Source organism: Streptomyces sp. ISL-43, assembly GCF_018614195.1.
Classification (GTDB): Bacteria; Actinomycetota; Actinomycetes; order Streptomycetales; family Streptomycetaceae; genus Streptomyces.
Map to the genome: position 1 here is coordinate 1 of NZ_JAGGOT010000092.1, position 12,883 is coordinate 12,883.

The window sequence follows — 12,883 nt, forward strand, 5'->3', positions numbered from 1 at the left end:
GGCTCGGGCGGCGGTGGGGGCGGCGGCGGGGCGGGGGCCGGCTCGGGCGGCGGCGGTGTCGTCGGTGGCGGAGTGGGCTTCGGCGTGGGCTTGGGGCTCGGATCGGGGGTCGGCTTCGGTGGGCACGGCGGGGGCGGAGGCGGCGGGCAGGGGTGGTCGCCGTGATGGCCCCCGCCGTGGTGGCCCCCGTGGCCCCCGTGATGGTCGTGGCCGCCGCCGTGGCCGTTCCCGCGGCCGCCCCGGCGGTCGATTTCGGCGCTTCGAGCGCCTCGATCGCCTTGGGCGCCGTGATGTCCGCCACCCCGGCCGCTCCCGGCCGCGGCGGCGACGGCGGTCGCGACCAGCCTGACGGCGCTCGCGCCGTCGTCGGAGTCGGTCGTCGCGGGGGTGCGGCTATCGGCCATGACGGGTGTCGCGGACAGTGCGGCCCACAGCAGGATCGGGACCGTCAGCAGGCGCCTGGAAGAGGCTCTTTTCACCCGGGGATCATGGGTTCACGCGCGCCCGCGCGCGGGAGGGTTGCCTACGGTTCGCCTGAACGGGTGAGGCTTTGGCTATGGAGGTTTGAGCCAGATCCTGAACGAGCGCGATCGAACACCGGCCCTTTCTCAAAAGGTATTTGTCGGTTTCGCTCATTCCGCGACAGCGTCGTGCCCACGCCTTTGGCGTGTGACGAAGAACGGATCGGCAATTTCCGCTTTCGCTCGCTCCGTTGGGCAATGATCAGTAGATTCGGCTCGGACAGGAGTCCGACCCCGTCCGGACCGCTGCAGGACTACGGCTTGGAGACCCCGATGGAGCGCCCCGCCTGGGCCCCGCCAGGCATCGACATATCGGTGCCGAGTGTGTCCCGCATCTACGATTACTACCTGGGCGGCTCCCACAATTTCGAGGTCGACAGGCAGGCGGCCCGTCGTGCCATGGAATTCATGCCGGGCCTACCCAAGATCATGCAGGCCAACCGGGCATTCATGCGCCGCGCCGTCCGCTACGCCGTCGCCGAGGGCGTCACCCAGTTCCTCGACATCGGCTCCGGTATCCCGACCTTCGGCAACGTCCACGAGATCGCCCAGGCCGCCAGCCCCGAGGCGCGCGTGGTCTACGTCGACCACGACCCCGTGGCCGTCGCCCACAGCCAGGCCGTCCTGGCCGGCACCGAGCGGACCGGTGTCGTCGCCGCCGACCTGCGTAAGCCGCAGGAGATCCTGACCGCCGCCGAGGTCGGCCGCGTGCTCGACCTGAGCCGCCCCGTGGCCCTGTTGCTGGTCGCCGTCCTGCACTTCCTGGAGGACGCGGACGACCCCCACGCCGCCGTCGCCGAGCTGCGCGACGCGCTGGCCCCCGGCAGCCTCCTGATCCTCACCCACGCCTCGTACGAGGGGATCCCGCTCTCGCAGGAGGTCGCGGAGGGCACCGTCAGCGTCTACCGGGACATCCGCAACCCGCTCGTCATGCGCGACGCGCAGGAGATCGGGCGCTTCTTCGAGGGCTTCGGCCTGATCGAGCCCGGTCTGGTGGCCATGCCCAACTGGCGGCCCGACGGTCCCGAGGGGCCCGAGGGCGACACCCCGGACGAAGACCCCTACGCCTTCTCGGGCTTCGCCGGCGTGGGACGCAAGGCGTGAGACTGCCGGCACAGCAGACGGCGGACGACCCGGGCGCCCCGCAGGGCGCCCTGGAGGACCGCATCGGCCGGTTCGCGACCATCTGGGGACGGGCGATCTTCCCCGTCACGGCGACCTCGCTCACCCGCGCCGAGTTCGAGCGGCACCTCGTACCGCTCACCCGCGCCCTCGTCGAGGCCCTGCGGGCCCGCCCCTTCGACGCCGCCGCCGGCCAGCGGGTCGGGGCGGAGCTCGTCGCCGTGCACTGCACCGACCCGGAGGCCCTCGCCGGCACCCTCGGCGTGGTCGAGTCGTACCTGGTGCTGTACTGCGGGCCCGAGGGGCCCGACGCCGACGGAGTCGAGGGCACCGAGGAGTACCGGTCCCGCTGCGCCCGCCTCCAGCACGGGATCGCGGCCGGATTCGCCCGCGCCCTGCGCGAGCGCACCCTCAAGGAGCAGGAGGCCATCGCCCGCTCCGCGCTGACCGCCCGCATCGACGCCCAACAGGCCCTGCACGCCAGCGAGGCCCGCTTCCGGGCTGTCTTCGAGGGCGCGGCCCTCGGGATCGGCATCGCCGACCTGGAGGGCAACGTCCTGGAGGTCAACGACGCGCTGCTGCAGATGTTCGGCGGCATGGACGGGCACGTCCGGGGCCGCAACGTCAGCGAGTGGGGCCACCCCGACGACATGCCGCACGTCTGGCGGATGTACGGCGAGCTGGTACGCGGCGAACGCGAGAGCTACCGCGTCGAGAAGCCGTACTACCGGCACGACGGGACGGTCCTGTGGACCAACCTGACGGTCTCGCTGCTGCGCGACGCCGAGGGCGTCCCGCAGTACCAGCTGGCCCTGATGGAGGACACCACCGAGCGCCGGCTGCTCAACCTGCGCCTGCGCTACGAGGCCACCCACGACGCGCTGACCGGCCTGCCCAACCGGACGCTGTTCTTCGAGCGGCTGGAGAAGGCGCTCAGCGGAGCCGGCGGCGCCCGCTTCGGCCTGTGCTACCTCGACCTCGACGGCTTCAAGGCGGTCAACGACAGCCTCGGCCACTCGGCGGGGGACCGGCTGCTGGTGGAGGTCGCCGACCGGCTGCAGAGCTGCGCGACCGGCCCCGGCGAGGTGGTCGCCCGGCTCGGCGGCGACGAGTTCGTGGCGCTGACCACCGGGCCCGAAACCGAGGAGAAGGCCACCGAGCTCGCCGTCCGGATCCTCTCCGCCCTCTCGGTCCCGATCCGGCTGGAGGGGCGGGAGCTGACGGTCCGGGGCAGCATCGGCATCGTCGAGGGAGCGGCGCGCGAGCGCACCCCGGCCGAGGTGCTGCGCAGCGCCGACATCACCATGTACCGGGCCAAGGCGGCGGGCGGCAACCGCTTCGAGTTCGCCGACGCGGAGGCCGACGCGCGCGCCATCACCCGGCACGGGCTGACCAACGCCCTGCCGGCGGCGCTGGAACGCGGCGAGTTCTTCATCGAGTACCAGCCGCTCGTGCACATGCACGACGGCAGCGTGCACGGCGCGGAGGCGCTGGTGCGCTGGTCGCATCCGCAGCACGGCGTGCTCGGCCCGGATCGTTTCATCCCGCTCGCCGAACGCACCGGGCTGATCGTGCCGCTCGGCCGCTGGGTGCTGGAGGAGTCCGTGCGCCAGGCCCGCAACTGGCAGCACCAGCGTGGCGGCGCCACCCTGCGGATCAACGTCAACCTGTCGCCCACCCAGCTGCACCACCCCGGCCTGGTCGCCGACACGATCCGCGTCCTGGAGTCCTCGGGCCTGGCCCCGGGCACGCTGTGCCTGGAGGTCACCGAGTCGGCCCTGATCGGCGCCGACGACGAACTCCTCGAACCGCTGCGCCGGCTCGCCGCCCTGGGCGTGGACATCGCCCTGGACGACTTCGGCACGGGGTACTCGAACCTCGCCAATCTGCGCCGGCTACCCGTCAGCGTCCTCAAGCTGGATCGTTCCTTCACCAAGGGGATGCAGCAGGAGCCGGCCAACCCGGTCGACGTCAAGATCGTGGAGGGCATCGTCGCCCTGGCCCACAGCCTCGAACTCGCCGTCACGGTCGAGGGCGTGGAAACCGGCGCCCAGGCCGCCCAGCTACGCGCTCTGGGCTGCGACACGGCCCAGGGCTGGTACTACGCCCGCCCCGGAGCCCCCGACCGCATCCACACCCTGTCCCTCTCCGACGCGGTACCGACGGGCACCTGACGGCCGGGGCCCCCGGGCGGGGCCGTCAGCCCAGGCCCGCCTCCGTCCCGCGCCCCGGCGTGCGCACGGCCGCCAGGACCCGGTCGTGCCGCTGTGCGGTGTCCGCCAGCACCGCGGCGGCCGCGGGCAGCCGCTCGGCCTCGTAGGCGTCGAGGACATCGTCCCCGGCCGACCCGGTCAGGGCGGCGGCCAGTGTCCGGGCGAGGGCGACGGCGTCCTCGACGCCGGTGTTCATCCCCAGCCCGCCGGCTATCGGGTGGACGTGCGCGGCGTCCCCGGCGAGGAAGACCCGGCCCTCGCGCATCCGGTCGGCCATACGGACGTTGACCCGCCAGAACGAGAGCCAGCCGGCCTCCGCGAGCCGGATCCCGGGCATCCGCGCGTGGCGGTCGAAGAGCCGCTGGAAGCTCTCCACCGACGGCGGCAGGGGCTCGCCGCGCTCGTCCGGCTCGGGCGGGGCCTGGAGCTGGAAGGTGTCCGTCCCCGGCATCGGGCACAGCAGGATCCCGCCGCCGTCCGAGGTGAACCACTGGTGCCAGAAGTCCCGGCTCAGCCCTGGCGCCCGCACGTCCCCGAGCACCATCGCCTGCTCCGGCGCGGTGTACCCCTCGAAGCGGATCCCGAGCAGCCCGCGGGTCGTGCTGCGCCCGCCGTCGCACCCCGCGAGATGGCGGGCCCGGATGACGGTGCCGTCCGCCAGCTCCGCGTCGACCCCGGTGCCGTCCTGGGCGAGGGCGGTGAGCGGGGCCCCGTACTCGACCCGTACGCCCAGTTCGGCGAGGCGGTCGCGCAGCGCCTCCTCGACCTGCCACTGCCCTATGAGCAGTCCGTCGCTCACGGCGGTGTCGCTGACGTGCGCTCCGTCGAAGTACTTGCGCAGGACGGTCTCCCGCCGGCCGACGGCCGTCAGGCGCTCGGCGGCGCCGAGTTCCCCGAAGGTCTTCAGGCTGCCCGGGGTGAGCCCCTTGCCGCGGGATTCGCGGTGCGGTGCCGCCCGCTCCTCGATGACCCGCACGCCGATGCCGCGGCGGGCCAGGTCACAGGCGAGCGTCAGTCCGGTGGGGCCGGATCCGGCGATCAGTACGTCGGTCATCGGAAGTCCTCTCGTCGTCGGTGTCTCAAGGAAAGCGCCTCGGACGAGAAAATGCAACCCGGTCACGAAATTAACCGAGTCATTAATTCGTGCTAGGCTGTGCGCCATGGACAACACGACGGGTCTGCGCGAGAGCAAGAAGCTGCGTACGCGTCGCCAGCTGGCGGCCACGGCGCTGGAGCTGTTCCTCGAGCGGGGCTTCGATGCCGTGTCGGTGGCGGACGTCGCCGCCGCGGCGGAGGTCTCGAAGCCCACGCTCTTCCGCTACTTCCCGAGCAAGGAGGACCTCGTCCTCGACCGCTTCGCCGACCATCAGGACGAGGCGGCGCGCATCGTGCGCGAGCGGCCCGCCGGGCAGGGTCCGGTGGGGGCGCTCCGCGCGCACTTCCTGGCGGCCCTCGATGAGCGCGATCCGATCACCGGGCTGTGCGACCACCCGAACGTGCTGGCCTTCCAGCGGCTGCTGTACACGACGGCGAGCCTCGAATCGCGAATGCTGCACTACACCGCCCGCGAGGTGGAGCTGCTCGCCGCCGTGCTGGAGGCCGAGGCGGTACCGCCGCTGTCCGCACGGCTCGCCGCCGCGCACCTGGTGACGGTCCGGCACGAGCTGGGCCGGGAGAACTGGCGGCGGATGGACTGCGGCCAGAGCGCGGACGAGGCCCTCCCGTCCGCGGTGGCCGACGCCGGGCAGGCCTTCGCGATGCTGGCCGACGGCCTCGACAGGGCCCTGCCCATACGCCCGTCCTGACGGGTGGCCGGATGTGAGGATGTCCGGGCGCGCGGCCTGCGCGACGGCCGCGCGCCCGCGGCGGCCGGCCCGGCAGAACGTCGAGGCCGTCATCAGCTCATGCTGCCGGCCCGTCACCACGATGTAGTCCCGGCCCGCAGCGGTCGCGGCCTGGGCCTTCTTCGTTGTCCGGACTTCTCAGAGGCGGCGCGGGAGGGTCTCTCGCCCCGCCGCTGGCCCCGTCGCCCTGTCTCATGGCATCACCGCAGGTCAGGAGCATGTTCCAGCAGGCGGATCAGATCTCCTTCGCCAGGGCCGGCGGTGAGGATCTGTATGGCCCAGGTGATCAGGTCGGCGGCGGTGCGGGTGTCGGCGGGTGGCTCGTCGCTGACGTGGACCGAGCGGGTGTGCGGGTCCGTGCTCCAGGCCAGGGACGGCTTGCGCTCGGGAGTGTGGGCGGGTGGGAGCAGGTCGAGGTGCGGCGAGGCGGGCCAGGTCTGTGCTGGGGCGGGCCAGGTGCCGCGGGCGCCGGCCGGGCGGAGCGGCGCCCTCCCCGGGCCGACCAGGGCTCCGACGTGCGAGGATTCGGGCGGGCCCGGCAGTGGGTCGGCCCGATGAAAGGTACCGCGACATGGCAGCAGGATTTTCGGACTGGAAAGTCAACCGGCAGTACGCGGAGAACGACCGCGTCTCCTACCAGGGGAAGCAGTACCGCTGCCTGGCGGCGAACAAGTCCAACTCCGCGTCCAACCCGAAGACGGCCGTGAAGCTGTGGCAGCAGTACTCGGTGTGACCGGTCAGCTGCCCGGGGCCAGCAGGTCGAAGCCGATCTCCTCGGGCGAGCGGGCGCCCACGAGGGCCATGGCCTCGGCCGGTTCGGTCCGGTAGGAGTCGAACAGGCTCCGTACGCCCTCGCGGCCCCGGACGGTCAGCGCCCACAGGACCGGCCGCCCGGTCAGGACCGCGTCGGCGCCGAGGGCCAGAGCCGTCAGTACGTCCGTACCGGTGCGGATGCCTCCGTCGACGAGAACGGGGATGTCTCCGGCGCCAGTACCTGCCCCGGCCGACTGACCACCACCTTGCCCCAGCCCGTCTCTACCGCGGCCGCCGCGCGGACAGCGCGTCGAGCCCCGCAACCACCTGACGGCGCCACCCCGTCACCACCACGTACCGCCACCCCGCGGCGGCCGCCGCCACCGCGGACGCGGCGAACTTCACGGCATCCCGATCCTTGATCAGATGACCCGGCCGGACATCGATGAGGATCGCCGTCCCCGGCAGGACCGCCAGGAAGTCCGGCGTGTGCTCCATCCGGCCGCCGTCGACGGAGAAGCGCAGTTTGAACGGTTGAGACAACACCTCCTCCACCCCACCGGTGAAGTCCAAGGCCAGGAGAACTCGTCGCGGCGAGACTCTCGAAGCCGTGCGCACGCCCCGTGGCCTGCACGTACTGCAGTCCGGGACGGTGCCGCTGCCCGGCACGCCAGGTGCGCTCAGCCCAGGAGCATGCGCTTGAGCTCGCGGGCCGCCCGCGGGGGCGCGACGTCCGTGCGGTGGGCCAGGGCGACCGTGCGGCGCAGGGGGGAGCCCGCCAACGGAGTGGCGCGCAGGCCCGGGCCCGCGTGGTCGACCACCATCGCCGGGACCACCGCGATGCCCAGACCCGCGCGGACGAAGCCCAGGACCGCGTCCATCTCGCCGCCCTCCACGGTGAACACCGGCTCGAAGCCCTCCGCCCGGCACGCCGCCACCGTGAGGTCCCGCAGGTCGTAGCCGTGCCGGAACATCACCATCGGCTCGTCGCGCAGCGCCCGTACGGTGAGCGGGCCGCCGCCCGCCGGGGGTGGCAGGGCCGCGGAGGAGACCACCACCAGGTCCTCCGTCAGCAGCTCCACCGTGGTCAGCGCCGGAGCCGAGGGCGGCAGCGGCAGGGCGATCAGCGCGAGGTCCAGGGCCCCGCGCGCGAGTTCCCGTACGAGGTCCAGCGAGCCGCTCTCCTCGATCAGCAGCTCGATCCCGGGATGCGCGGCGTGGAAGGCGCGCAGCACGTCCGGCAGCAGGCCCGTGCACACGCTCGGCGTGGCCCCCAGCCGGATCCTGCCGCGCCGCAACTGCGCCAGCTCCTGTACCTCCAGCCGCGCGGTGTCGGCGTCCGCGAGGATCCGGCGGGCCAGCGGCAGCAGGGTCTCGCCGGCGTCGGTGAGCGTGATGTTCCCCCGCGCCCGGCTGAACAGCTCGGCGCCCAGCTCCCGCTCCAGCGCCTTGATCTGCTGGGACAAGGAGGGCTGGGCCACGTGCTCACGCTCGGCGGCGCGGGTGAAATGGCGGGTCTCGGCGACGGCGACGAAATAGACGAGCTGCTGGAACTGCATCGTCCCAGCGTAGCGACGTACATAGAATGTGCCTATCGACTTGAGCTCCACCATGTCTTGGACCTTTAGGGACCTTCGTCCCTACGGTCTGTGTCATGGCTCTGGCAACGCGGACGGGTCGACGGCCGTCCACCACGCGAACGCTCTGGGACTCCTCCGTCGGCAAGAAGTCCGTCATGGCCGTCTCCGGCCTGATCATGCTCGGTTACCTCGTCGCGCACATGCTCGGCAACCTCAAGATCTTCTTCGGGGCGGAGGAGTTCAACGGCTACGCCCACTGGCTGCGCACCCTCGGCGCCCCCGTCCTCCACCACGAGTGGGCCCTGTGGATCGTCCGCGCGGCCCTGGTCGCAGCCGTCCTCGCGCACGGGATCTGCGCCTACCAGCTCAGCCGCCGCGACATCAAGGCTCGCCCGGTGAAGTACGCCCGTAAGCGCCGCCGGGCGAGCTACTCCACCCGCACCATGCGCTGGGGCGGCGTCATCCTCGCCCTCTTCATCGTCTGGCACCTGCTCGACCTCACCACGCTCACCGTCAACGAGCGCGCCTGGGCCGGGCATCCGTACGAGAACGTCCTGGCCACCTTCTCCACCTGGTACGGCAACACCATCTACCTGGTGGCGATGGCCGCCCTGGGCCTCCACGTCCGCCACGGCTTCTGGAGCGCCGCCCAGACCCTGGGCGCGGGCAACGCCCGGCGCGAGCGGACCCTGAAGTTCCTGGCCAACGCCCTCGCCCTCGTCCTCTTCTCGGGCTTCGTGTCCGTACCCGTCGCCGTCATGACCGGAGTGGTGAGCTGACCATGAGCGAGAACACGAACGCGAGCGAGAACACGGGCGCGAGCCTGAACGCGGACACGGGGGAGGGCACGGACACGGCCGAGGACGCGGGCGTCTCCTACGCCGACTACACCACCGGCGAGCCGGTCGCCGACACCAAGGCCCCCGAAGGCCCCATCGCCGAGCGCTGGGACCGCCGCCGCTTCGAGGCCAAGCTCGTCAACCCGGCCAACCGGCGCGGACACACCGTCATCGTCGTCGGCACCGGCCTGGCCGGAGGCGCGGCCGGCGCCACCCTCGCCGAACAGGGCTACCACGTGGTCCAGTTCTGCTTCTCCGACTCCCCCCGGCGCGCCCACTCCATCGCCGCCCAGGGCGGCATCAACGCCGCCAAGAACTACCGCAACGACGGCGACTCCGTACACCGCCTCTTCTACGACACCGTCAAGGGCGGCGACTTCCGCGCCCGCGAGTCCAACGTCCACCGCCTCGCCCAGATATCCGTCGAGATCATCGACCAGTGCGTGGCCCAGGGCGTCCCCTTCGCCCGCGAGTACGGCGGCCTCCTCGACACCCGCTCCTTCGGCGGCGTCCAGGTCTCCCGCACCTTCTACGCCCGCGGCCAGACCGGACAGCAGCTGCTGCTCGGCGCCTACCAGGCGCTCTCGCGCCAGATCGCCGCCGGCAACGTGGAGATGCACGCCCGCACCGAGATGCTCGACCTGATCACCGTCGACGGCGTGGCCCGCGGCATCGTCGCCCGCGACCTGGTCACCGGCGAGATCGACACGTACTACGCGGACGCGGTCGTCCTCGCGAGCGGCGGCTACGGCAACGTCTTCTACCTCTCCACCAACGCCATGAACTCCAACGCGACCGCCGTCTGGCGGGCGCACCGGCGCGGCGCCTACTTCGCCAACCCCTGCTTCACCCAGATCCACCCCACCTGCATCCCGCGCACGGGCGACCACCAGTCCAAGCTGACGCTGATGAGCGAGTCGCTGCGCAACGACGGCCGCATCTGGGTCCCCAAGGCCAAGGGCGACACCCGCCCCGCCGCCGACATCCCCGAGGCGGAGCGCGACTACTACCTGGAGCGGATCTACCCCTCCTTCGGCAACCTCGTGCCCCGCGACATCGCCTCCCGCGCCGCCAAGAACGTATGCGACGAGGGCCGCGGCGTCGGCCCCGGCGGCGAGGGCGTCTACCTGGACTTCGCCGACGCCATCCGCCGCATGGGCAAGGAGAGGGTCGCCGAGAAGTACGGCAACCTCTTCGACATGTACGAGCGGATCACCGCGGAGGACCCGTACGAGGTCCCCATGCGGATCTACCCCGCCGTGCACTACACGATGGGCGGACTGTGGGTCGACTACGACCTCCAGACCACCGTCCCGGGCCTGTTCGCGATCGGCGAGGCCAACTTCTCCGACCACGGCGCCAACCGCCTCGGCGCCTCCGCCCTGATGCAGGGCCTCGGCGACGGGTACTTCGTCCTCCCCTCCACCATCAACGACTACCTGGCCCGCCACCCGCACCGGGAGCCGGTCGACGACACCCACCCCGAGGCCGCGGCCGCCGTCCGCGAGACCCGCGACTGCCTCGCGAAGCTGCTCGCCGTCGACGGAGACCGCACCCCCGACTCCTTCCACCGGGAGATCGGCGAACTGATGTGGGAGTACTGCGGGATGGCCCGGACCGAGGAAGGGCTGCGCAAGGCCCTCGCCCGGATCCCCGAGATCCGCGAGGAGTTCTGGAAGCGGATCAAGGTCCCGGGCAGCGGCGAGGAGTTCAACCAGTCGCTCGAGAAGGCCAACCGCATCGTCGACTACCTGGAGCTCGCCGAGCTGATGTGCCTCGACGCCCTCCACCGCGCCGAGTCCTGCGGCGGCCACTTCCGCGAGGAGTCACAGACCCCGGACGGCGAAGCCGCCCGCCGCGACGAGGAGTTCGGGTACGCCGCCGCCTGGCAGTACACCGGAACCGGTGCCGCCCCCGTCCTGCACAAGGAAGACCTCGTCTTCGAGTACGTCCACCCCACCCAGCGGAGCTACGCATGAAGCTCACCCTGCGCGTCTGGCGCCAGCAGAACGCCGACGCCCCCGGCGCGATGGCCTCGTACGAGGTCGACGGCATCTCCACGGACATGTCGTTCCTCGAAATGCTCGACACCCTCAACGAGGACCTGATCCTGCGCGGCGAGGACCCGGTCGCCTTCGACCACGACTGCCGCGAGGGCATCTGCGGCGCGTGCAGCCTCGTCATCAACGGAGACGCGCACGGGCCGGAGCGCACCACCACCTGCCAACTCCACATGCGCTCCTTCGCCGACGGCGACACGATCGACGTCGAACCGTGGAGGGCCTCCGCCTTCCCCGTCGTCAAGGACCTCGTGGTCGACCGGGGCGCCTTCGACCGGATCATCCAGGCCGGCGGCTACATCACCGCGCCGACCGGCGCCGCCCCCGAGGCGCACGCCACCGCCGTACCCAAGCCGGTCGCCGACCAGGCCTTCGAGCACGCGGAGTGCATCGGCTGCGGGGCGTGCGTGGCGGCCTGCCCCAACGGCTCCGCGATGCTCTTCACCTCCGCCAAGGTCAACCACCTCAACGTGCTGCCGCAGGGCTCGCCGGAGCGAGAGACCCGGGTGCTGGACATGGTGGCCACCATGGACGCGGAGGGCTTCGGCGGCTGCACCCTGGCGGGCGAATGCGCGACCGCCTGCCCCAAGGGGATCCCGCTGCCGTCGATCGCGGCCATGAACAGGGAGTGGCTGCGAGCGGTGCGTCAGGGGCCGCGCTGACCTGTGGTTCTCATATGAATGAGCTCCGGGGGAGGACCCGCAGTGGCGCCGCCCCGGCGTGGGCGGTCCGGCAGGCCGGGCCGGCCAGTCAGCTCGGGGCGGCCACGCGGCGTCCGCCGATCGGATGATAGGGGCGGTACCCGTCGTGCCGTGACCGGCCGCCCTCCCGGGCATGGGCGACAGTGGGCCCCATGCCCCCAGCCCCCGCAGGCTTCGGCCCGCGCCGCCGCACCGTGCTGGCCGCCGCCCTCACCCCGCTGGTGGCGGCCGGCTGCGTCGGGGAGGAGCGCCCGAGCGCCCCGCGCCCCGGCCCCGAGGCCGCCAAGGACGCCCTGGTCATGCTGATCCGGCACGCCGAGAAGCCCTACGCCGGGGACACCGGCGAGGACGACGAGGGCAACGAGGACCCCGGCTTCCTCGCGGTCCGCGGATGGCGCCGGGCCCAGGAGCTGCCGGCGCTCTTCCCGCACGCCCGGGGCGCCGGTCTGCCCCGCCCCGAGGTGATCTTCGCGGCCGGCGGCAAGGAAGGAGCGCCCGCGCGCTGCCGCCAGACCGTGGAGACGCTGGCCACGGCGCTCCGTACGCCCGTCCGCGCCGAATTCGGCCTCGGAGCCGAGCCGGCCCTGGCGCGCGCGGTGCTGGCGGCCCGGATGCCGGTGCTCGTCTGCTGGGAGCACACCGGTATGCCCCGCCTGATCCGGGCCCTGGGGGCGCAGGGCGTCCTCGGGCTGCCCGCCGCCTGGCCCGACCGCTACGACCTGGTGTGGACGTTCACCCGCAGGCAGGGCGTGTGGAGCTTCCGCGAGCTGCCGCAGCACCTGCTCGCGGGGGACGCGTAGCCGCCGCGAGTCCCGCGCCGTACGGGCGTACGCTGAGAAGTGGACTCGGGGCAGTCGTGTGCCGGGAGGTCGACGATCATGTCTGGAATCGTGCGAAAGGGTTTCGATTCCGCCGATGAGACACGTCAGTTCGAAGGCGGCAAGGGCAGGCTCGACCTGGTCAACACCGACCACGGGCCCGTCGGGCGGGCCGTGTTCGAGCCCGGATGGAAGTGGTCGGAGCACGTCAAGCCCATTGCGCAGACCGACAGTTGCGAGGCCGCACACGTGGGCTACATCATCAGCGGCAAGATGAAGGTCGTCATGGACGACGGCGAGAGCATCGAGGTGCAGTCCGGGGACTTCATCCAGGTCGACCCCGGCCACGACGCCTGGGTGCTCGGCGACGAGCAGTGCGTCGTCCTCGACTGGCAGGGCTACGGAAACTTCGCCAAGCCGGCCGGCTCCTGA

Annotated in this window: 13 protein-coding genes; 9 read left to right on the plus strand and 4 right to left on the minus strand. The window is 72.2% G+C overall.

All coding sequences use genetic code 11. The features are described 5' to 3' along the window. Positions 1-794: 794 nt before the first annotated feature. Both J7F03_RS37730 and J7F03_RS37735 read left to right on the plus strand, forming a co-directional pair. Positions 795-1,625 (plus strand): SAM-dependent methyltransferase, encoded by an 831-nt coding sequence (locus J7F03_RS37730; RefSeq protein ID WP_214957697.1) that lies wholly within the window; start codon positions 795-797, stop codon positions 1,623-1,625. After that, positions 1,622-3,817 (plus strand): EAL domain-containing protein, encoded by a 2,196-nt coding sequence (locus J7F03_RS37735; RefSeq protein WP_308380126.1) that lies wholly within the window; start codon positions 1,622-1,624, stop codon positions 3,815-3,817. The genes J7F03_RS37730 and J7F03_RS37735 overlap by 4 nt, the downstream gene beginning before the upstream one ends. A 25-nt stretch (positions 3,818-3,842) precedes the next feature. Here the strand turns inward: J7F03_RS37735 and J7F03_RS37740 are convergent, their stop codons facing one another. After that, positions 3,843-4,910 (minus strand): FAD-dependent monooxygenase, encoded by a 1,068-nt coding sequence (locus J7F03_RS37740; RefSeq protein WP_214957658.1) that lies wholly within the window; start codon positions 4,908-4,910, stop codon positions 3,843-3,845. 106 nt (positions 4,911-5,016) lie between these two features. Between J7F03_RS37740 and J7F03_RS37745 the strand changes: the two genes are divergently transcribed. Together J7F03_RS37745 and J7F03_RS37750 are read left to right on the plus strand one after the other, a co-directional pair. Continuing rightward, positions 5,017-5,661 carry a TetR/AcrR family transcriptional regulator gene (locus J7F03_RS37745; protein WP_214957660.1) on the plus strand — a complete coding sequence of 215 codons (645 nt, stop codon included), beginning with the start codon at positions 5,017-5,019 and terminating at the stop codon, positions 5,659-5,661. 610 nt (positions 5,662-6,271) lie between these two features. After that, complete coding sequence (locus J7F03_RS37750) at positions 6,272-6,433, plus strand: carbohydrate-binding protein (RefSeq protein ID WP_214957661.1); 162 nt, start codon at positions 6,272-6,274, stop codon at positions 6,431-6,433. Between the two features lie 4 nt (positions 6,434-6,437). Here J7F03_RS37750 and J7F03_RS37755 read toward each other — a convergent pair whose 3' ends face one another. From J7F03_RS37755 to J7F03_RS37765, 3 genes are all read right to left on the minus strand, one after another. After that, a complete protein-coding gene (locus J7F03_RS37755; protein ID WP_214957663.1) occupies positions 6,438-6,776 on the minus strand; it encodes an alpha-hydroxy-acid oxidizing protein in 339 nt (112 codons plus the stop codon). Continuing rightward, positions 6,736-7,026: a hypothetical protein gene (locus J7F03_RS37760; RefSeq protein ID WP_214957665.1), complete on the minus strand. Its 291-nt coding sequence runs from the start codon at positions 7,024-7,026 to the stop codon at positions 6,736-6,738. The genes J7F03_RS37755 and J7F03_RS37760 overlap by 41 nt, the downstream gene beginning before the upstream one ends. Before the next feature lie 107 nt (positions 7,027-7,133). After that, positions 7,134-8,012 (minus strand): LysR family transcriptional regulator, encoded by an 879-nt coding sequence (locus J7F03_RS37765; RefSeq protein ID WP_214957667.1) that lies wholly within the window; start codon positions 8,010-8,012, stop codon positions 7,134-7,136. A 95-nt stretch (positions 8,013-8,107) separates the two neighbouring features. On the opposite strand from J7F03_RS37765, the gene J7F03_RS37770 reads away from it, so the two are divergent. From J7F03_RS37770 to J7F03_RS37790, 5 genes are all read left to right on the plus strand, one after another. Then, entirely contained in the window at positions 8,108-8,812 is a 705-nt protein-coding gene (locus J7F03_RS37770) for a succinate dehydrogenase cytochrome b subunit (RefSeq protein WP_214957668.1), read from the plus strand. Positions 8,813-8,814: 2 nt separating this feature from the next. Then, the gene (locus J7F03_RS37775) at positions 8,815-10,851 is read left to right on the plus strand and encodes a fumarate reductase/succinate dehydrogenase flavoprotein subunit (protein ID WP_251073089.1); all 2,037 of its coding nucleotides are present in this window, start codon (positions 8,815-8,817) and stop codon (positions 10,849-10,851) included. Beyond that, positions 10,848-11,594 carry a succinate dehydrogenase/fumarate reductase iron-sulfur subunit gene (locus J7F03_RS37780; protein WP_214957669.1) on the plus strand — a complete coding sequence of 249 codons (747 nt, stop codon included), beginning with the start codon at positions 10,848-10,850 and terminating at the stop codon, positions 11,592-11,594. Before J7F03_RS37775 ends, J7F03_RS37780 begins: the two co-directional genes overlap by 4 nt. A gap of 191 nt (positions 11,595-11,785) precedes the next feature. Beyond that, the gene (locus J7F03_RS37785) at positions 11,786-12,433 is read left to right on the plus strand and encodes a hypothetical protein (protein WP_251073090.1); all 648 of its coding nucleotides are present in this window, start codon (positions 11,786-11,788) and stop codon (positions 12,431-12,433) included. Positions 12,434-12,511: 78 nt separating this feature from the next. Continuing rightward, the gene (locus J7F03_RS37790) at positions 12,512-12,883 is read left to right on the plus strand and encodes a cupin domain-containing protein (protein WP_214957670.1); all 372 of its coding nucleotides are present in this window, start codon (positions 12,512-12,514) and stop codon (positions 12,881-12,883) included.

Bases quoted from the DNA above. Each gene is read 5' to 3' on its own strand.
- J7F03_RS37730 (WP_214957697.1), top strand. From the start codon at position 795: ATGGAGCGCCCCGCCTGGGCCCCGCCAGGCATCGACATATCGGTGCCG.
- J7F03_RS37740 (WP_214957658.1), bottom strand. From the start codon at position 4,910: ATGACCGACGTACTGATCGCCGGATCCGGCCCCACCGGACTGACGCTC.
- J7F03_RS37745 (WP_214957660.1), top strand. From the start codon at position 5,017: ATGGACAACACGACGGGTCTGCGCGAGAGCAAGAAGCTGCGTACGCGT.
- J7F03_RS37750 (WP_214957661.1), top strand. From the start codon at position 6,272: ATGGCAGCAGGATTTTCGGACTGGAAAGTCAACCGGCAGTACGCGGAG.
- J7F03_RS37765 (WP_214957667.1), bottom strand. From the start codon at position 8,012: ATGCAGTTCCAGCAGCTCGTCTATTTCGTCGCCGTCGCCGAGACCCGC.
- J7F03_RS37770 (WP_214957668.1), top strand. From the start codon at position 8,108: ATGGCTCTGGCAACGCGGACGGGTCGACGGCCGTCCACCACGCGAACG.
- J7F03_RS37775 (WP_251073089.1), top strand. From the start codon at position 8,815: ATGAGCGAGAACACGAACGCGAGCGAGAACACGGGCGCGAGCCTGAAC.
- J7F03_RS37780 (WP_214957669.1), top strand. From the start codon at position 10,848: ATGAAGCTCACCCTGCGCGTCTGGCGCCAGCAGAACGCCGACGCCCCC.
- J7F03_RS37785 (WP_251073090.1), top strand. From the start codon at position 11,786: ATGCCCCCAGCCCCCGCAGGCTTCGGCCCGCGCCGCCGCACCGTGCTG.
- J7F03_RS37790 (WP_214957670.1), top strand. From the start codon at position 12,512: ATGTCTGGAATCGTGCGAAAGGGTTTCGATTCCGCCGATGAGACACGT.